The organism is Thermogymnomonas acidicola (assembly GCF_014646795.1).
GTDB lineage: Archaea > Thermoplasmatota > Thermoplasmata > Thermoplasmatales > Thermoplasmataceae > Thermogymnomonas > Thermogymnomonas acidicola.
The window spans coordinates 294,925-314,032 of the sequence record NZ_BMNY01000002.1 but is presented as its reverse complement, the minus strand read 5'-3'; the positions used below and the strand labels follow the sequence as shown (position 1 = coordinate 314,032).

At 57.3% G+C, this 19,108-nt stretch carries 17 protein-coding genes; 8 read left to right on the top strand and 9 right to left on the bottom strand.

The annotated features are described in order from the left end of the window. Positions 1-30: 30 nt before the first annotated feature. Both IEW66_RS07310 and IEW66_RS07305 read right to left on the bottom strand, forming a co-directional pair. Positions 31-1,461, bottom strand: coding sequence for an MFS transporter (locus IEW66_RS07310; RefSeq protein WP_188681570.1), 1,431 nt, complete (start codon positions 1,459-1,461; stop codon positions 31-33). A gap of 61 nt (positions 1,462-1,522) precedes the next feature. After that, positions 1,523-1,882, bottom strand: a complete 360-nt coding sequence (locus IEW66_RS07305; protein ID WP_188681569.1) for a DUF805 domain-containing protein — start codon at positions 1,880-1,882, stop codon at positions 1,523-1,525. A 138-nt stretch (positions 1,883-2,020) separates the two neighbouring features. Between IEW66_RS07305 and IEW66_RS07300 the strand changes: the two genes are divergently transcribed. Both IEW66_RS07300 and IEW66_RS07295 read left to right on the top strand, forming a co-directional pair. Then, positions 2,021-2,935 carry an ABC transporter ATP-binding protein gene (locus IEW66_RS07300; RefSeq protein WP_188681568.1) on the top strand — a complete coding sequence of 305 codons (915 nt, stop codon included), beginning with the start codon at positions 2,021-2,023 and terminating at the stop codon, positions 2,933-2,935. Then, positions 2,907-3,644, top strand: a complete 738-nt coding sequence (locus IEW66_RS07295) for an ABC transporter permease (RefSeq protein WP_229657559.1) — start codon at positions 2,907-2,909, stop codon at positions 3,642-3,644. The genes IEW66_RS07300 and IEW66_RS07295 overlap by 29 nt, the downstream gene beginning before the upstream one ends. 1 nt (position 3,645) lies before the next feature. Here the strand turns inward: IEW66_RS07295 and IEW66_RS07290 are convergent, their stop codons facing one another. Further along, complete coding sequence (locus IEW66_RS07290) at positions 3,646-5,295, bottom strand: acyl-CoA synthetase (RefSeq protein ID WP_229657558.1); 1,650 nt, start codon at positions 5,293-5,295, stop codon at positions 3,646-3,648. Positions 5,296-5,373: 78 nt separating this feature from the next. On the opposite strand from IEW66_RS07290, the gene pheS reads away from it, so the two are divergent. From pheS to IEW66_RS07270, 4 genes are all read left to right on the top strand, one after another. Further along, positions 5,374-6,837, top strand: a complete 1,464-nt coding sequence (pheS, locus tag IEW66_RS07285; protein WP_188681567.1) for a phenylalanine--tRNA ligase subunit alpha — start codon at positions 5,374-5,376, stop codon at positions 6,835-6,837. 98 nt (positions 6,838-6,935) lie between these two features. Further along, positions 6,936-7,457, top strand: a complete 522-nt coding sequence (locus tag IEW66_RS07280) for a hypothetical protein (protein WP_188681566.1) — start codon at positions 6,936-6,938, stop codon at positions 7,455-7,457. 6 nt (positions 7,458-7,463) lie between these two features. Next, positions 7,464-8,084 carry a hypothetical protein gene (locus IEW66_RS07275; RefSeq protein ID WP_188681565.1) on the top strand — a complete coding sequence of 207 codons (621 nt, stop codon included), beginning with the start codon at positions 7,464-7,466 and terminating at the stop codon, positions 8,082-8,084. A 14-nt stretch (positions 8,085-8,098) separates the two neighbouring features. Then, the gene (locus IEW66_RS07270) at positions 8,099-8,857 is read left to right on the top strand and encodes a hypothetical protein (RefSeq protein ID WP_188681564.1); all 759 of its coding nucleotides are present in this window, start codon (positions 8,099-8,101) and stop codon (positions 8,855-8,857) included. On the opposite strand, the gene IEW66_RS07265 is transcribed toward IEW66_RS07270, so the two are convergent. The 6 genes from IEW66_RS07265 to IEW66_RS07240 form a co-directional block, all read right to left on the bottom strand. Further along, entirely contained in the window at positions 8,854-10,254 is a 1,401-nt protein-coding gene (locus tag IEW66_RS07265; RefSeq protein WP_188681563.1) for an FAD-binding oxidoreductase, read from the bottom strand. The genes IEW66_RS07270 and IEW66_RS07265 overlap by 4 nt on opposite strands. Positions 10,255-10,296: 42 nt before the next feature. Continuing rightward, the gene (locus tag IEW66_RS07260) at positions 10,297-11,286 is read right to left on the bottom strand and encodes a thiamine pyrophosphate-dependent enzyme (RefSeq protein WP_373286579.1); all 990 of its coding nucleotides are present in this window, start codon (positions 11,284-11,286) and stop codon (positions 10,297-10,299) included. Positions 11,287-11,307: 21 nt separating this feature from the next. Then, a complete protein-coding gene (locus tag IEW66_RS07255; RefSeq protein WP_229657557.1) occupies positions 11,308-12,522 on the bottom strand; it encodes a hypothetical protein in 1,215 nt (404 codons plus the stop codon). 5 nt (positions 12,523-12,527) lie between these two features. Further along, a complete protein-coding gene (locus IEW66_RS07250; protein WP_188681560.1) occupies positions 12,528-13,706 on the bottom strand; it encodes a 4Fe-4S dicluster-binding protein in 1,179 nt (392 codons plus the stop codon). A 115-nt stretch (positions 13,707-13,821) separates the two neighbouring features. Next, the gene (locus IEW66_RS07245; RefSeq protein WP_229657556.1) at positions 13,822-15,663 is read right to left on the bottom strand and encodes a phosphoenolpyruvate carboxykinase (GTP); all 1,842 of its coding nucleotides are present in this window, start codon (positions 15,661-15,663) and stop codon (positions 13,822-13,824) included. A gap of 161 nt (positions 15,664-15,824) precedes the next feature. Continuing rightward, complete coding sequence (locus IEW66_RS07240) at positions 15,825-16,505, bottom strand: helix-turn-helix domain-containing protein (RefSeq protein WP_188681559.1); 681 nt, start codon at positions 16,503-16,505, stop codon at positions 15,825-15,827. Between the two features lie 348 nt (positions 16,506-16,853). On the opposite strand from IEW66_RS07240, the gene IEW66_RS07235 reads away from it, so the two are divergent. Continuing rightward, positions 16,854-18,173, top strand: a complete 1,320-nt coding sequence (locus tag IEW66_RS07235; protein ID WP_188681558.1) for an extracellular solute-binding protein — start codon at positions 16,854-16,856, stop codon at positions 18,171-18,173. Between the two features lie 11 nt (positions 18,174-18,184). Beyond that, positions 18,185-19,108, top strand: a complete 924-nt coding sequence (locus tag IEW66_RS07230) for a carbohydrate ABC transporter permease (protein WP_188681557.1) — start codon at positions 18,185-18,187, stop codon at positions 19,106-19,108.

Sequence of the window (19,108 nt, the reverse complement as noted above, 5' to 3'; positions counted from 1 at the left end):
AATGTTTCAGCGTAACGTCTCTGTACGAAATCACCTCTTTCCAGTGCCCTCCGGTGTGCCCTGGGGCACCTGGTGGCCATGCCCCCTCACGAAGGAGAATATGCCAGCTAAGGCCAAGATAGCGACGCTCGCTATGAACGCTGTCCGTATACCCACAAGGAACTGTGATGACACCGATCCGAGCCTGATGACGCCCAGGAAGACCTCGTACGCGACTGTCCTGCTGACAGTGAGCGAAGCAATCGATATGGAGAGGACGTAGCTTATTATCGTACCTATGTTTGAGAGTGTCCTCATGAGGCCTCCAGAAGAGCCGTAGAGCTCAGGTGGCGATGAGGACATTACCGCGCTGTTGTTGGACGGCCAGAACATGGCGGCACCGAAGCCGGTCACCAGTGAGCCTATGATGACCACGTAGTAGGGGCTGCTGACCCTCAGCGTTATGTATACGAGGACGCCTATGGCCATGAGGATTATGCCTACCGTTGCCACCATTCTTGCGCCGACCCTGTCGGAGAGGCGCCCCATGCGCGGCGCGAAGAGGCTCGCTATCACGTAACCGGGCACAAGGATCAGGGAGGAATCGAGTGGGGAATAGCCCTTTATGCCCTGCAGGTACATTATCAGGAGAAAGACGACGGAGAGGTACCCGGTGGCCTGGAACAGCGTGGCCATGAGGGAGAAGGTCAGCGTCCTGACCCTGAAGGCCCTGGGGTTGATGACGGGTCTCTGGGCCCTCTTCTCCTGGTACACGAAAGGCGCGATGAGGACGAGACCGAGGGCTATGAGGCCAATGTTCAGCGCCCTGAAGCCATGGCCAGCAATGTACACAGCCCCATAAGCAACGGTGGAGAGGATCGCGGCCAGCAGGAGCATGCCCGCTATGTCTATCGATACCTTCCTCCTGGCCTGGCTCTTTATGACGCGCAGGCCTATGGCGAACCCGACCAGGCCTATGGGCACATTTATGTAGAATATGTACCGCCATCCTATGAACGTGGTGATTATACCGCCCAGGACAATCCCGAGGACACCGCCTATGTTCCACCCCAGTGTCGTGAAGCCGAAGGCCCTCCCCCTCACCTCCGGTTCGAAGGTGTCGGCCACGATGGCACTGGAGTTGGCCTGCATGAGGGAGGCCCCAACGGCCTGGATGGCCCTGAAGCCGAGGAGGTAATATATGTCAGGGGAGGCGCCGCAGAGGGCCGACCCCAGGATGAAAACCAGGAAGCCTGTGTTGAAGATCTTGGCACGCCCGTAGATGTCCCCAAGGCCTCCCAGCTGCGTGGTCATAACCGCTATGATCAGGAGGTAGATTATTATGACCCAGATCGTCAGGATCAGGGAGGAGTGCAGGTCATGGGTTATGGAAGGCAGGGCCAGGATCACTATTGTGGTATCGATGGCGGACATCAGTGTCCCGATGACGAGCGCGACGAGCACCAGGGAGCGCCTGTCCATGTGCCATTATCCTTTAGGGATATTTAAGTTGAAAGGATTCCTAAAACCTAGTACGTATAAATTACGTGTCGTGCCTCCCCATCTTCGCCCTGTCACCGAGCTTTTTCGTGGCGTGTCTGGAGTAGAATATGCCGGCAAGCAGGCCTATGTAGTAGGCCACGAATATGAAGAGGAAGGTCTCGATGAGTGTGAAGTGGAACAGGCCGTCAAGGGCGAACACCACAGCGTAGAAGGCTGCGATGGAGGAAACCGATATTATGAACGAGTTCCTCCTTATCCTGCCAGTCGCCTGCAGCTCCGGGGCGCTCTCAGGGCTGACCTCAATGTAGCCGAGGCCCCAGCACTTCTCACATACGTCGAGGTGGTCCTCCTGGTCATGGACATAGCCTGTGCCGTGGCACACATCGCATGTCATCCTCATTCCAACCACCTCAGCACTGTATTCCTTCAGGGTATGTAAACTATTCCAAAAAGAATATATAGGTTTCTATAAAGATGCGAGAGGGCCGTATCGGGCGCCCCTGGCTAAGTTCATCTGCCACCAAGCAATGGCCTAAGGGTGGAGATAGAGACATTTTCCCTCTCGAAGACATACGATAACGGCAAGCAGGCCCTGAGGCCCATAGACATCTCCTTCAGGGGGCCCGGCATATTCTCAATAATAGGCCTGAACGGTGCCGGGAAGACCACCCTGGTCAGGATCCTGGCCACCCAGCTCACACCAACCAGCGGCACCGCTACTGTCGGCGGCTTCGACATACTCAGGGACACGCCAAGGGTGAGGGAGATCATAGCGTGCGTGCCACAGGAGGCCAGGGCAGTCCCCTGGCTGACGCCGCTGCAGACCGTGTCCTCCTACCTCATGTGGAGGGGCTACACGTACAGGGAGAGCAGGCAGATGGCACTGGAAGCGCTGGGCAGGGTAGGCCTCAGTGATGAGGTAAGGGTGAAGAACAGGATGCTCTCCGGCGGGATGAAGCGCAAGGTGCTTGTTGCCTGCGCAATTGCTTCAGAAGCCGAGGTCCTCTTCCTTGATGAGCCCACAACGGGCCTTGACCACATATCCAGGAAGGACCTCTGGTCAATACTGAGGGACATATCCAGGGAGAGGACCATCGTGCTGACAACCCACTACCTGGACGAGGCTGAGAGCCTTTCCAGGAGCATTGCTGTCATGAGCCATGGCAGGCTCCTCGCGCTGGGGAGCATGGACGATCTGAGGTCCATGATGAAGCACCCTGTCAGCATAAGGGTCTACGGGCCCCCGCCCGAGGTAACCCTGGAGAACGGCACGGTGGTGAGGATGGAGGACGGGGAGCAGATCTTCACGGACGAAGGTACCGCCCAGGAATACGTGAGGGTGCTGATCTCAAGGGGCACAAGGTTCTACATAAGCCCCGTCACGCTCAACGAGGTGTTCGAGAGCCTGGTGAGGGGTGAGAGGGGTGGAGAGGCACATAGTCCCGCAGATTAACGCATCCATCCTGGTCAACGCAGTGTACGCCATGGTCAATTACCCGGTGGTGCTTGTGAACACCCTCCTGGCGCCCCTGTCCATGCTTGCGGTTGTCACCTTCGCCACACACGGTGGTCTCATAAGGGTCGCTTCTGAGGGAGCGCTCATCATGCTCATGGTCTCATCGGGCACATCACTGCAGGGCGACCTGTCACACCTGAAGAACGACATGAGGCTGCAGGACATGGTGGTCAGCTCTCCGACCTCTGCCCTCACCTATGTCTTCGGCATGGCCGTTTCCGAGATCGTATACTCGGTGCCATCCATCCTCGTCCTGGCTCTGATATCGTCCTTCTTCCTCCACCTGGGCCCGCTGCAGCTGCTCTTCTTCATACTCGACCTTGCCCTGGTGTTCACCTTTTCGATAACGCTCGGCTTCATGCTGTCCACCTTCTCATCAGACATAGTGCAGAGCTGGGCCTTCAGCAGGCTCATTTCGCCCATACTCTCAACCCTTCCCCCGGTGTACTACCCGATAACCTACATACCGTTCCCATTCAGGTACCTGGCATTCATATCGCCGACAACATACGCTGCTGCCATAGCCCAGAACCTGGCGGGCCTGAGGCAGTCACCTCTCCCCATATGGGCTGACTGGACAGTGCTCGTGGCGGTCACGGCGGTCATGCTCTTCATAGGGGCCAAGAAATCAAAGTGGAGGGAGTAGCCTACCTGAGGGGCGGTATCTCGAACTCACTCCCCTGCACGACCCTGGGCCCGCCGTACTCCATTTCCCTCAGCGCCTTCCTCCTTATCTTGCCCGATATAGTCTTGACAGGGTCAAGGCTGCTGACGAACTCGATCTTCCTGGGGTGCTTGTAAGGCGCTGTTTCCTGGGCAACGAACTCAGCCAGCTCCCTCGCCAGCTCGTAGCTGGGTTCGTAGCCTGGCTTAAGCACCACGAAGCACTTCACTATGGCCCCCCGTATCTGGTCCGGAGAGGCAACTGCTGCGGACTCCGCCACTGAGGGGTGTCTCAGGAGGGCGCTCTCCACCTCGAATGGGCCTATCCTGTAGCCTGAGCTCTTTATGACATCGTCGCTCCTCCCCACATACCAGAAGTAACCGTCAGCGTCCACATAAGCCCTGTCACCTGTGAAGTACCAGCCGTCGTGGAACGCCTGCCTGTTGTTCTCCTCCTCCATGTACCCGAGCATGAGGGGCAGGGGCCTGCCCTCAGCGACCCGGATGGCTATGTTCCCCTCGGTCATCGGTGGCAGCTCCCTGCCGGAATCATCAACCACTGCTATCCTGTAGAACGGCGATGCCACTCCCATGGAGCCATCCTTCACCTGCATGCCCGGGAAGTTCCCGATCTGCAGCGTTGTTTCTGTCTGTCCATAGCCGTCCCTGATGGTTATGCCGGTGGCATTCCTGAACCTCTCTATGACCTCCGGGTTCAGGGGCTCGCCCGCGCTCGCTGCTGACCTCAGGCTCGAGAGGTCGTACCTGGACAGGTCCTCGAGTATAAACATCCTCCAGACCGTGGGTGAGGCACATACAGACGTCACTCTGAGTTTCTCTATGACCCCCAGGTGGTCGGCAGCCCTGAACCTCCCCGTGTAAGAGAAGCTGACTGTGGTGGCGGCCACGTTCCACGGCGCGTATATGCTGCTCCAGGCATGCTTTGCCCAGCCTGGTGAGCTTATGTTCCAGTGCACGTCACCCCTGCCTATCCCGAGCCACATGGCAGTGGAATAGTGCCCCAGGGCATAGCTCACCTGGCTGTGGGCCACCATCTTCGGGTGCCCTGTTGTGCCGGAGGTGAAGTATATGAGGGACACATCTGAGGGCCTTGTGGCCACCGGAGTGAAGGAGTGAGGCATTTTCCTCAGCCTGTCCACATCAATATCGTCTGGCACACTCACAACGTACCTGAGTTTGTGGCGTAAGCCTGCCAGTGCGCCCTGAACGCTGTCCTCAATTATGGCTCCAGATATGTTTCCCTTCGTTATCCTGTAATCTATGTCAGACGGCCTCAGTGAAGTGGCAGAGGGGACACAGACACCTCCTGCCTTTATCACCCCCACAAAGGAGACCCAGAGCATGGGCTGGTTGCCCAGCATGATCATTACCCTATCGCCCCGCCCCATGCCTCTGTCCTGCAGGTACCTGGCAAAGGCGCTTGACAGCTCCGAGATCTCCCTGAATGTGAACGCTGCAACCGCATTGCCGTCTGTGTGGATGAGCGCCACACGCTCCGGCTCCTCCTTCCCGAGCCTGTCGATCCAGTCTGTTCCCCAGTTGTACTCCTGTGGTATGTCCTCCAGGTGCTCTTTCCTGAAGCGGGGCCACTCCATCTGTATACGTGGCAGCATGTGATCATATTGGATCTGGTGCACTAAAACGTTTCTCCGGACTGCTAATATATTTATTGGGGAAGCGATGCTCTAGGGATGCAGACCCTGCCGATCCTCAGCGCCAACGAGAGGAAGGTACTGAAGGCCATATACCGGGCCGGTGACGGCGTACTCGAGAGAGAACTCAGGGTGGAAGGGCTCGATGAGAGGGAAATAGCGAGCGCAGTATCTTACCTGGAGAGGAAGGGCATAGTGTCGACGGAGAGGGTGACCGAGACCAGGTACCAGCTTGGGCCTGAGGGCCTCAGATACCTGAGCGAAGGCCTCCCGGAGAGGAGGGCCATCGAGTTCATCTCTTCCAGGGGTTCAGCGACACTCCAGGACCTCTTCTCAGAGCTCGGTGAACAGGAGGCCAGGATAGCCCTGGCCCAGCTGGCCAGGCTCGGCATCAGGCCTGTGGGGGGCAGGATATCCGCACCTGAGGCGGAAAGGGCCAGGGAGGAGGTGGAGAGGAGCGAGGAAGCGCTCAGGAGGCTGGCCTCATCGGGATACACCGGAGACCTGCCGGTGGGCCTGCAGAGGCGCGAGGGCGTGGTTCAGAGGAAGCAGACTTCCACCAGGAGAATAAAGGCCCTTGTCAGGGACCTGTCCCTGGTGGAGGGTGCCGAGGGCATAGGCGAGCTCACACATGAGGCCATAGTCTCGGGCTCGTGGAGGGAGAGGGGATTCAGCCCATACGACCTGCACACAGAGGTGTCTGTGGGCTGGCACGGGGGCCGGCACCCTCTCTCTGAGATGATAGACGAGGTCAGGGAGATATTCCTGGAGATGGGGTTCCAGGAGATGAAGGGCCATTACATCGAATCGGCCCTGTGGAACATGGACGCCCTCTTCATACCGCAGGACCACCCGGCCAGGGAGATGCAGGACACCTTCTACATTCAGGCATCGCAGGACATCGGGATAGAGCACCCCGAGATAGTGGATGTGGTGAAGAGGGTGCATGAGAGGGGGTGGGGGAGGTACGTGGGGTGGAGGTACAGGTGGTCTGTAGGAGAGGCGAGGAAACTGCTCCTCAGGACGCACACAACGGTCACGACCATAAGGTACCTGTACGAGAACCCGGAACCGCCACTGGCCATATTCTCTGTGGAGAGGGTCTTCAGGCACGAGAGCGTTGACTGGAAGCACCTGGCCGAACTCCACCAGATAGAGGGTGCGGTGCACAGCAGAGAATCGTCTCTGTCCACGCTGAAATGGCTCATGCGTTACTTCTACTCACGCCTGGGCTTCAGGGAGATCAGGCTGGTACCCTCATACTATCCCTACACTGAGCCCAGCATGGACGTGATCGTGAAGGTGAACGGGAGGGAAGTGGAGCTCGGTGGCTCCGGTGTGTTCAGGCCGGAGGTGACGAGACCCCTGGGGATAAGGGAACCTGTGATAGCCTGGGGTCTGGGCCTCGAGAGGCTGGCCATGCTCTACTACGGCCTTGACGACATAAGGAAGATCTACCAGAGCGACCTCTCCTGGCTGATGACGTACAGGGTGAAGAAGTAGAGTGCAATATAAGGTATGAGTTACACTTCATGATACTGAAATCATCCATGCAGTGGTTCTTCATACACCTTTATTTATATTAACACCATCTCCGGATCATGAAGTTATCAAAGAGGGCAATCACTGCTCTTACAGTGGCGGTGCTTGCAGCACTACCTGTGATCGCAACCGCCGCCGTGATTGTTGATGCGCCGGTCACAGCGAACGTCGCAACGACGAGCAACCCCGTGTACCTCAACCTCGGTCCAGGGGCGACAACAGCGGAGAAGCTGAACTTCCTGAGCGATGCCAGTGTCGGTTCACACTACTCAAACTACAGCTTCACGATCTCCTACGTGCCAGGCTCGGGATACACCATATTGACCAACGTCCTGGAGATTGTAAACAGCACGGGCACAAACGTTCCACTGTACGTATACCTGAACGGGACCTTACCCAGCGGTGTAAGCATATACTACAGTTCCAGCCCGATCACTTTCGATGGCAGCAGCCTGAGCGGCACTGAGCTGATGCCGGGCACGGCCATACATGTGACAACGCAGGACGTCTACCTGGCCTTCTGGATACAGGGCAGCTATGCGGGAGGCACCATAGACCTCAGCCTTCAGTGGTCTGAGTGATGGACCATGGCATCGGGGGGCTCTGTCAGGTTGGTCGCAGTCTTGGCAGTTGCACTCCTGATGCTGCCAGCCCTAGCTACCGCGTCTGTCATAGTCTATTCTCCAGGAACCCTGGGGATAACGCCACAGAAAGAGCCTGACATATTTCTGAATGACACCAGCGCGGCCTCAAAGATCGAGACAAACATATCCGAGTACAACTCATCCGCCTCAACGTTCCTGATCGGCCTCTTCACGCGTTTCACGCCATCACAGACCTTCAGCGATTTCATTTCAGTGAACGAGAGCGTGAATGTCAGGACATATATAGACGCAGTGAACTTTTCTGTGAACGGGTCCTCAATGGTGAGTGGCGTGTACCTGAACATAACAGGCATCAACCAGACCGTTTCTGCTGTGCATTACAGTAATGGGAAGGCAACATACAACTACACCGGAGTCCCGATAAGCAGTGGCCAGGGTGCGGAGCTCAACCTCTCCGTCTCACTCTTTCCAGGGAGAGGCTTCAGCATAGGGACAGCGGAATTCCAGTTTGACATAGTGGCTGTGGCCGATTCCCAGAGCGGTTACCCTGTTGCGGTGATCTCATACCCGGTGAGCGTCACCCTCCTCTACATATACCTCTGAGGTGAGGCTGCCTTTTGGTCGTCCTGCACCCCACAGACCTTATAGCGTTCATACCGCAGTACATTGTGGCGAGCATTGCAGCATATTATATACTGACCTACACCATGCAGAGAATGGGGGACAGTGCTGCCAGGCTCCGGCAGCAGGGTGAGGCAAGCACTCTTGCGTCCTCTTTCGTGCTGCATGAGCCTGTAATATACGTGGACGAGGGGGGCCAGAGGAGCAAGGCCACAGGAATGCTCGCCACTCCACTCCTCGCGAGGCCACAGGATGGGGGTGAAGGAAGGGGAGCATATTCGCGCTTCCCCTACAGCCTTTACGCGCCTTTCCTCACGATCATATCCTGGCTAGGAATACTGTTCCTCCTGACGCCCCACAGGGACATCTTCATATTCCTGCCGCACCTGGACGCAGCCGCGGACACGGCCATAAGCGTGAGCATGGGCGTCCTCTACTTTGACGCGGCCGTGGGCGCAGTGGTATTCTTCACCGGCTTCAGGAGGAGGCGCATGGCACTGCTCATGGCCGCAGTCACCGTGTTGTTCTCCCTCTCGCTCCTCTCTCCATCAATGAGGTGGGTCCTGTCCGCAAGGCCACTGGACGCGGTGATAATATACATAACTGTCCTGGCAATGCTGCTCCTCATAACTGCACTTTCCTACCAGCTCAAGAGGAGGAGGAACGCTTTCCTGATGTCCTATGGGTCATCTGTCCTCGCCTATGTGCTCTCCATGGCCGTCATAGTCTATAACATAGTATCGGTGCTGCATTAGTCCAGGGCGAACTTTCCAGGGTTAAGTATGTTGTCAGGGTCGAAGAGCCTCTTTAGGCCCCTCATGATGTCAAGGTTCGCCTCCATGGATCTCGCTCGAAACTGCTCAACAAGCATGTCCTGCTTCAGGTAGCCTATCCCGTGCTCCCCCGTTATCGAGCCGCCCAGATTGATAGCGAGTCTGTCTATTTCCCTGGCAGCCTCTCTTGCCCTCTCCCACTCCTCCCTGTTGTTGATGTCCGCGCCGATCTGCGGGTGCAGGTTCCCGTCACCCACGTGACCGCAGGTCGCTATGTACACTCCATACTTTTCCCGGATCCTCTCTATACCGTCCATGGCCTCCCTTATCCTGGACAGCGGCACCACTATGTCACCGTCGATGAAACCCGAGTAGAGCCTGCCCGGGGCTGTGAAGGCGATCCTCCTCACCTCAAGGATCGCTTCCTCCTCCTCCCTGGTCTGCGCCTCCATCACCAGCTGTGGTCTGTGCCTCACCACAACCTCCATGAGCTTCTGCCTGGCCCTCTGCTCCGAACCCTGCAGGCAGTCCATGTCCACTATGAGCATGCCTCCGTCTGGAGCCGGGAAGTCCGTCTTTCTGACGGAGTTCGCGACCTCTATGCCGTGCCTGTCCGCATACTCCAGGATGAATGGGTTCACCCCACTCCTCCTAATGTCCATGATGCACTCCGCAGCATCATCTATTGTGGAGAAGAATATGGCAAACCTCCTGAGCCTCTCCGGCAGAGGCATGATCTTGAGCCACGCCCTTGTGAAGACGCAGAGCGTTCCCTCGCTGCCTATGAGGAGGCCGAGGATGTTGAAGCCCGCCCTGTTCTTGTAGGTCTCCTCGCCGAACCTCGTCACAGTGCCGTCGGAGAGCACAGCCTCAACCTTGAGGACCCAGTCCTTGACCACGCCGAACCTGGCACACCTCATGCCCCCGGAGTTCTCCGATATGGCACCTCCCACCGTTGCAACGCGAACGCTTGACGGGTCAGGGGGGAAGAAGTAGCCGTGCCTCCTGCACTCCGCGTCCACCTCCTGCAGTGTTGCGCCTGCACCGGCCTCAACGAGGCCGTCCTCGACCCTAACCACTATGTCGTGCAGCCTCTTCATGTCCAGGACGATGCCGCCCTTCACTGGGACAACGGCGCCGGTGGGGCTCGAACCCCCGCCTCTGGGCACCACCGGTACCCTGAGGCGCCTTGCGACCCTTATGATGCCGGACACCTCCTCCACAGACCCTGGAAATACCACGGCCAGGGGCCTGTGTGAACCGGAATCTATGGAACCCCTGGTGTAAGGGATGAGCTCCGGGCCGTCCGTTAAAACGTTCTCCTCGCCAACGATGGCGGCCAGCTCACCGGCAAGCGAGGATGCAGATATCTCCTCCATAAAATACAAAACTGTATTATGGGTAAATAATTTGTTACCCCCTCAGTCGGCCACCTTCAGGTCTCCGCGGAACGGAACCACTCCAGGTATTTCCCAGTCCTCCCACATCTCATCGACCATGGACTGCACGTACTCGTAGTCCTCTTCGGTGAAGTGCGAGAATCTGCCCTGCTTCTCCAGGTACTCCCTCACAGGTACCCTCTTCTTCCTGGCGTCGTAGGTGTAGTAGACCTTGCCGTTTATTATCTCGTAGTCGGGGAATATGCCGGTCTTGACAGCAAGTTCGCCTATCAGGCCCGTGTACCTCGGGTGGTAGTCCCAGCCCTTCGTGCACGGGTCGATGGTATGTATCAGTGTGGGCCCCCCAGCGGCCAGTGCCTTCCTGACCTTGTTCAGGTAATCACCCGCAGGGTATGTTGCGCATGCGGTGGCCAGGTACCTGACGTTGGGATGCCCGGCAGCCATCATGCCTATGACGTTCTTCTTCCACCTCTTCTGCATTATCCTGTGCACGCTCCCTGTCGGTGTAAATGTGGTCTGTGCACCCCATGTGGTGAGGCCGGTGGCCTGTATGTCCGTGTTCGCGGCAGACTCGTTGTCGTAGATGATTATGAGGAGGTCGTAGTCTGTCTGCAGCGCACCCGAGATCGCTCCCAGGCCCATGTCACCGCCACCGAGGTCACCGCAGAAGGCTATCACGTGCGGTATGTCTTTCTTCAGCTTGCCCTTGTTCTTAAGTGCCCTGAGGCCCGCCGCCATGCCGACAGCGGACGAACCCCCGGCACCCAGCTGGGTGTGCATCCATGGTACCGCCCAGGGTGTGGACATGTAGGAGGTGTTCGCAACGTACATGCATCCAGTTGCCCCGGTCACGACCGTGTTGGGTCCGGAAGCCTTTGCGAAAGAGCGCATGACCAGGGCGCTCTCGCACCCCTGGCACGTCCTGTGGCCCGAGGTGTAGTACTCTTCAAGGTCTATGTCGTGCACTCCCCTGTATACCTTCGCCCTCCTCTCCAGCTCTTCCTTCGTCAGTTCTTCCTCAACCATCACACATCACTCCCTCACGCCTATCCAGGTGACGACCTGCTCCGTCTCGTCACCCTTCGCGTGGCTCACAATATCGATCATCCTCATGCAGTCCTCTATACTCGTGTCTCTGGCACCGAGGCCGCTTATGAAGTTCAGGATGTTTGGCCTGCTGCTGCTCCTGTACATGCAAGACCTGATCTCGTGGAACAGGACACCGCCCAGGTCAGGAGTGCCTATGGCGAAGTCCCTGTCGATTACGCCTATGCCCCTGAACCTGGAGAGCGCCTTCCTCAGTTCCTCTGTGGGGAAGGGCCTTAGCCAGTGCAGGCTTATGTACCCCGCTTTCACGCCCTTCCTCCTCATCTCCTTCACCGCCGCCTTGGCGGGCATCGCAATGGAGCCCATCCCGATCAGCACGAAGTCCGCATCCGCCGTCATGAACTCCTCGAAGAAGGGGTTCTCGTAGTGGGTGCCGAATATCTCGTTGAACTCCCTGTAGGCCCTGTATATGACGCCCTTGGCCCTCTTGCCCGCCTCGTAGTTCTGCCTCCTTATCTCCATGACCCAGTCCTCGTTGGCCTGCGGCGCGATCGAGACTGGGTTGTCCGGGTCGAGCTTGACCTTCGGGTTGTACGGCGGCAGGAACTGGTCCACTGCCTCCTTGGTAGGTATCTTCACCATGTGCTGGGAGTGCGTCAGGAAGGCGCCGTCAAGCGACACGGCTGTGGGCATCATGACCGCGGGGTCTTCCGCGATCCTGTAGGCCAGCAGAGTCGTGTCAAGGGCCTGCTGTGCGGTGTCGACCCACACCAGGTTCCAGCCCACGTCCCTGAGCATCAGGGCATCGTTGTGCTCCACACCGAAGGCACCAGGGTCGTCCAGGGCCCTGTTACCGCACATTGCGACCAGGGGGAGCCTGTCAGTTGCAGTGGCCACCAGCGCCTCGGTGGCGTACATCCAGCCTGTGCCACTGCTGCCCACGAAGGCCCTTGCACCCACTGAAACAGCGTGCTTGCCGATCTCAAACTGGGAGTGCTCCCCGTCCGCTATTATGTACTCAGCGTAGAACTCGCCGTCTGCAATGAACTTGGATATCTGGTCCATGACCTCCGTGTACGGCCTTATTGGGTAGGCCGCCACCACGTCCACATCGGCGAGCCTGACCGCATGTGAAACGGCCTGGCAGCCGTTGAGCAGCTCCTCCCTCTCGTAAGCGCTCTTAACACTAACGCTCTCCACAGCCATCACCTCACCTTCGCCGGTACCTTCTTGCCCTTCTCAACCCTCATGCCCATGCCCGTCACGTATGAGGGCACGACCCTCTCGTCCCCCTTCTTGCTCTCCACCCACTCTATGTAGCCCTTCGGGTCCTTCCTGTACATCTCCCACGGGCTGTCGTAGCTGTCGAAGCGGTTCTCGTCCACCATCACTATGCACTCCTCCACCGGGCATGCCTCGGCGCACCTGCCGCAGCCCGTGCAGTATTCATAGTGCGGGTCGTAGTAGCCCTCTGGGGTGACATCAAAGACCTCATCAGGGCACTCGTACCAGCAGAGCGTGCACTTGGTGCACAGGTCGAACCGGATCACTGGCCTCTGCGTCTTGCTCGTCCCCCTCTTGAAGTGCGGGTTCCTCGGGGTACCCCTGGGCCCCTTCCTGAACTGCCCCTTGACTCCCTCGACCACGACGCCCTCCTGGAACTCAGTCCACTTTGGCAGTACAGGCTTCTGGTATGGCCATACGATCCCTTCTCCAGGCCTGACATCCCTGAGCCTGAGCTCCTCATAGGCCTTCTTCGCCATGGCCGCCTTCTCCTTCCCGTACTTCTTCTCCACGTACTCCAGCACATGGTCTATGTCAACCGCATCCGGGTCTGCCCTGGCCACAGCACCGAGGACCCTGACGTCCGTGCCGTCGTCCCTGTAGTACCAGAGGCCTGAGAAGCTGGCCTCGCCCGGGAGTATGCCGATCCTGTAGGCGAAGTCCTTCTTCTCCAGGTGAGAGAGGATATCATCGAAGGTGCGGTTGCTCACGAAGACCTGCACGGCATTGGCCACAAGCCTATCGTTGACTGGCCTGATGCCGTACCACGCCCAGGGCTCAACGCCCTTTATCATCGTGTCGTCCAGGACTATGGAGATGTCGACCTTGTCAGCCTCCAGCTTCGCACCACACACTGCCTCAAGGTCCTCCTCTGACAGCTCGTCGGACATGTAGACGAAGTACTTGGCAGGTATACCGTCCCTCTCGGGAGAATCGCTGTATCTGCCGTTAGAGAAGGCCACCTTGCCCTGCGATACAGCGATCTTGACAAGGTCGCCACCGATGCGCTTCGCAAGCGTCTTCTGGAAGATCCCCCTGTAGTGTATCTCGATCCTCTTCATCCTCGCCTGTTCAAGGCTCACAACGGGTCCTCTATCCATTGCCACCGTGTTGTGTACAAAAAGTATACAGATTAGTGTTTCTTTGTACAGGTTCAAAAGAATATTGTTTCCGGGCCATGCTCAATAGGCATGACCCACCACACAGAGAAGGGGATCACCAGTTCTCGAGGCCTTCCCTCATCCTCTCGATCTCTTTCCTCAGCTCCACCGGGAACCGGTCACCGAACTGACTGAAGAAGGCCTCCACCTCGTCCAATTCCCTGAGCCAGCCATCCCTGTCCACGGAGAGTATCTCCTCCAGCCTCTCCCTGCTGACCCCAGGAGCCCTTATGTCATCCACCTCTGGGAGTATGCCGATGGGTGTCTCTATGCCCTTTGTGATCTCGCCGGACACGCGGCCGGTGATCCACTCGATCACCCTCATGTTCTCTCCAAAGCCGGGCCAGATGAACTCCCCCTTGCTGTCCTTCCTGAACCAGTTGACGTAGTATATCCTAGGCCGATCCTTCACCATGCTGCCCATCCTGAGCCAGTGGCTGAAGTAGTCCGCCATGTTGTAGCCGCAGAAGGCTATCATTGCCATGGGGTCCTGCCTGACCACACCGACCTTGCCTGTTATGGCAGCGGTCGTCTCTGCCCTGAGCATTGCGCCGAAGAGGACGCCCTGGGCCCAGTTCCTGGCCTCCCTGACAAGGGGCACGAGGGTGCTCCTCCTGCCACCGAAGAGCATGGCGTCCACCTTCAGGCCCCTGGGGTCGCTGTACTTCGCACTCAGCTGTCTGTAGTTGAGGATGGGCGTGGTGAACCTGGAGTTCGGGTGTGCGGCCTGCTCGCAGCCGTTGCAGTCCCTCCCCTGCCAGTCTATGAGGTGGGGTGGCCTGGGCCCGAGGCCCTCCCACCATGGCTCACCACTGTCTGTGAGGGCAACGTTGGTGAATATGGTGTCGTGCCTTATGGCGTCCAGGGCGTTCGGGTTCGTCCTCTCGTTCGTTCCAGGGGCAACGCCGAAAAAGCCGTATTCCGGGTTTATCGCGTACAGGGAGCCGTTGACGCTGTGCATCCAGGCTATGTCATCGCTTACCAGGTACGCCTTCCAGCCCTCCATGTCGCTTGGCGGCATTATCATGGAGAGGTTCGTCTTGCCACTGGCGCTGGGGAAGGCGCCAGTTATCCCGAAGGCCCTACCGTCGGGCCTGACGACCTCTATGGCCATCATGTGCTCCGCCATCCACCCGTCCCTCTTCGCGTGCACGCTCGCTATCCTAAGCGCATGGCACTTCTTGCTCAGCAGGGCGTTCCCTCCGTAGGCCGTGTTCACGCTCAGTATCATGTCGTCCTCTGGGAGGTGCATTATGTACCTCTCCTCAGGGTTCAGGCTGCCCGTGACGTGCACCCCGAGGACGAATCTGGTGCTCTCCCCAATGCGATCGAGGGCCCTCTTCCCGCTCCTTGTTATCATCATCATGTTCGCGACCACGTACGGGTTATCCGTGATCTCAACGCCGGTCTCTGCGAAAGGCGATTCCTCCGGGCCCAGTATGTACGGCACAACGTACATTGTCTTGCCGGAGTAGGCCCCCCTGGCCAGGTCCCTGAACCTGGCAAGTGCGTCTGCAGGGTTCATCCAGTTGTTTGTTGGCCCTGCGTCTTCACGCTCGGGCGTGCATATGTAAGTGTTCTTCTCCGACCTGGCCACATCGCTGGGGTCGCTCCTGTAGAGGTATGAATTGGGGTACGTCTTACCGTTGAGCCTTATCAGCTTACCCTCGCTGACAAGGGAAGAGATGATGCCCTCCAGTTCGTCCCCCCTGATCAGCACGATATTGTCCGGCCTGGTGAGGGCCGCAAAGTACGTCAGGTACCTCCGCAGGACACCGTTCTCGATCTTTAGGGAGTCCACGGCTCCCCTGTACTTCTCAGCGTAGCCCTCCTCTTCCTCCTCAAACCATCCAAACTCCGTCGTCACCATTTCAACCACATCTTCAGAGCGGGCCACTGCAGCCCACCTGAGGACATTTTGTCTATTAGGGGTGCTTAAATAAATATTGTGTCCATGGAGGCGAAGAATCAATATATACTCATGAATACACGTCCACCTGTATAAGAATTCGGCAAACGGCCCGTCATCCTGTGAAAAAGATTATATAGGAGTATTTTTCACCCGGAAAGCCTCTCGTCAACGACCTTAGCGATCTTCCTGTCTATCTGCCTGAGCTTGTAAGAGAGCGTGCTCTTCGGCAATGACATGATCCTGCTGAGCTCAGCCAGGTCGACCTTGCGCGGCCACTCGAAGTAGCCCGTGTTGAATGCCACCTTCAGGAGCCTGAAGTCGCTCTCCGTTAGGTCGCCGAAGAGCTGCAGGAGCTGCAGGTCGTAGAAGACGCTCGGATAGACGTGCAGGAACTCCTCGGAGCTCAGCTGCCTGGCGCTGAGTATGCGTGTTGTCTCATCGGCCCTGTATATCTCGTTAGCGGACCTGTCCCTCTTGCAGACCACGAACCACCTCTCCATCCCCCTGTGCGCCACCATCGGGTGTATCCTGAAGCCCTCCCTGGCAGTCCTCCTGTACATGGAGGTTTCCTGCATTTCGTAAAAGATCGCGGCCACGTTGGGCCTCCTGGAGATGAGCTCGAGCTCGTTCACGAGCCTGTGGGAGTCGAGCAACTTCAGGGCAGATGTCAGGTCTTCCTGGGAGCGTGAATAGACCACAGAGAACATCTTCTGCGTCTCCATCTCCTCCATCGTGTTCATCACGAGTATGTAAACGTCCCTGAACTCGTTCGTTACATCGATGTGTGGGCAATCACTCTGGGTAATCTTTATCTCATATATATACACAGAAATAAGAGTACGTGTTGATATATGAACTTATCATGTTCACGGAGCGTATGTGGAAAGTTTTGACGGAACTCGCTGTGGAGAGGAAATATGTCCTATCAATCACATTAGGAAGTGGCCCGTACTGGACAGAATCCACGGCACACCACCATGCTGTATGGTTCGTGCCATGCCCGGTGCCGGCGCGGAGTGATTACTGGGAGTGCACTCCTCTCCCGGGCGAGTTACCGGTGCCACGTGTAACGGTGATACATACTTGTGGACATATGTGGAGAACCGCATGGATACATTTATATAGCTGAATATAGTTATTACTAACGACAATTAGTATAGAATGAAGGTGATACATTGGAGAGAAGGAACCTGATTGCAGTGATAGCGGTCGTGGTGATCGTTATCGCTGGTGTGGGAGGCTACGAGGCATACGCGCACAGCACGCCGGCCAAGACCACCATAGTGTTTTCTGGTTGGGTCTCCAGCGGCGAGGAGTACGAGTTTGACCTGCAGATGGTGAACGAGTTCAACGCCATGCACAGCAACGTTACTGTCAAGTTCGTGCCCATAACGAGCAACTACTATGGCACGCTGGAAACAGAGTTCTCCACGAACTCTGCACCCGCTGTCATGTACATGGAGAACGACGCCCTTCCGGAGTTCGTTAAGGCAGGCTACCTCCTTGACCTGACACCTTACCTCTCCGCGAACGCCTCGTACAACCTGAGCGGTTTCGCCCCGACGATACTGCAGACATTCTACCAGAACGGCCAGCTCTATGCCGCGCCGAAGGACTGGAGCCCTCTCTTTGTCCTGTTCAACAAGAACATATTCAACGCCGAGCATGTGCCCTATCCGACCAACTACACCCACTGGAACTGGACGACCATGATGAACGTGCTCAAGCAGCTTAAGGCCAACATGAGCATGCTCCCCAACGGTGGCAGTGGCTACTACCCCATGGTGGTGGGCCCGCAGTTTGCCAGGATACTCGCGTTCATGCACGAGGCAGGCGGGCAGTGGATAAACCAGACGGGCACTGGAATGGCCAGCAACAGCCAGCCACTGCTCACTGCAATTGAGTTCTGGTACAACCTCTACAGCTCAGGCCTGGCCGGGCTGAACTCCAACCTCAGCGCTGGCTGGAACGGTGGTGACTTCGCGACCGGCAAGGTGGGCATGGTCGTTACCGGCACCTGGACTGTGCCAGTGCTGCTGGCCAACGGCTCTTACTTCCAGAACGACACATCAGCAATAGGCTACGCCTTCATGCCCTACGACGTGCAGAATGCGACGATGATGTTCAACGTGGGCCTGGCGGTGAACGCTGGCCTGACAGGCGCGCAGAAGTGGGCTGCCGTACAGTTCGTGGAGTTCTTCACCGGGCCATCAGGTGAGCAGCAGTGGGTCTCCAAGGGCCTGGCACTGCCCTCCAGGACAGCGATCCTCGAATCCTCATGGTACAGGACAAACTTCCCCATACAGAGCTTTGCGGGTGAGCAGTTCCCGTTCGCCTACGGCTGGAACTACAACACAACCAACTTCACAGCAGTGGAGGCCCAGTGTCACAACGCAATAGCGGACCTGTTCGCTGGCAAGCTGACACCACAGCAGGCCTACGACCAGATAGTGAACGTCACAAACAGCGGGCTGAAGGGATCGTCCACCGTGTAAGGTGCTGACCGATGGCATCGGAGGCTTACGAAAACGTCAGGGTGGGGTTGAGGAAAGGTAAGCGCTCCAGCGATCCCGAGAGGAGGACCGGAATAATATTCATAATACCCCTCTTTTTATTTCTCATCACATTCACCTTCTTCCCTGCAGTCTATTCCTTCGTCATAAGCCTGTTCCACTACGACCCGTTCTTCCACAAGATCTATTTTGTTGGCCTGTCGAACTATGTGTCAGTGTTAACGAGCTCTGCCTTTGCCAGGGCCATAGTCAACGTCCTCATCTACACTGCTGTGGTCGTGACTGTGCAGACCTTCCTGGCCTTCGGCTATGCCCTCCTCTTCAACAGGGTCTCCACTTACTCCAGGGTTGTGAGGGCCATAGTCTTCATACCAGCCGTGATCTCGCCGGTTTCAATGTCGATAATATTCATCTGGGTCTTCTCGACCGAGGGGCCCATAAACTACCTCCTCTCACTGTTCGGGGTGCACCCCATCAACTTCTTCTATTCCACCACATATGCCTTTCCGGCCATCATGGCCATGAACATATTCAGCACTGCGCCTTACTTCATGATAATATATTCTGCGGGCCTGAGGTCAATACCGCAGGACGTCATGGACGCAGCTATGCTGGACGGCATAAGGAACGGGCTCCAGAGGTTCAGGTACATATACTTCCCGATGCTTAGGTTTTCAACGGTGCTTGTGGTGATCCTGGGCCTCACTGGCGCGATGCAGCTGTTCGACCAGGTCTTTGTCATAACCGATGGCGGCCCTGCCAGGTCCACCTACGTACCCCTCATGTTCATCTACAACCGGACATTTGTCTACACAGGTGAGATAGGGCTGGCGGCGGCTGCTTCCTTCATCCTCTTCATCATAATAATGGCCCTGACCATTTCGCAGAGGCGCATAATATCGGAGAGGAGGTGGTGA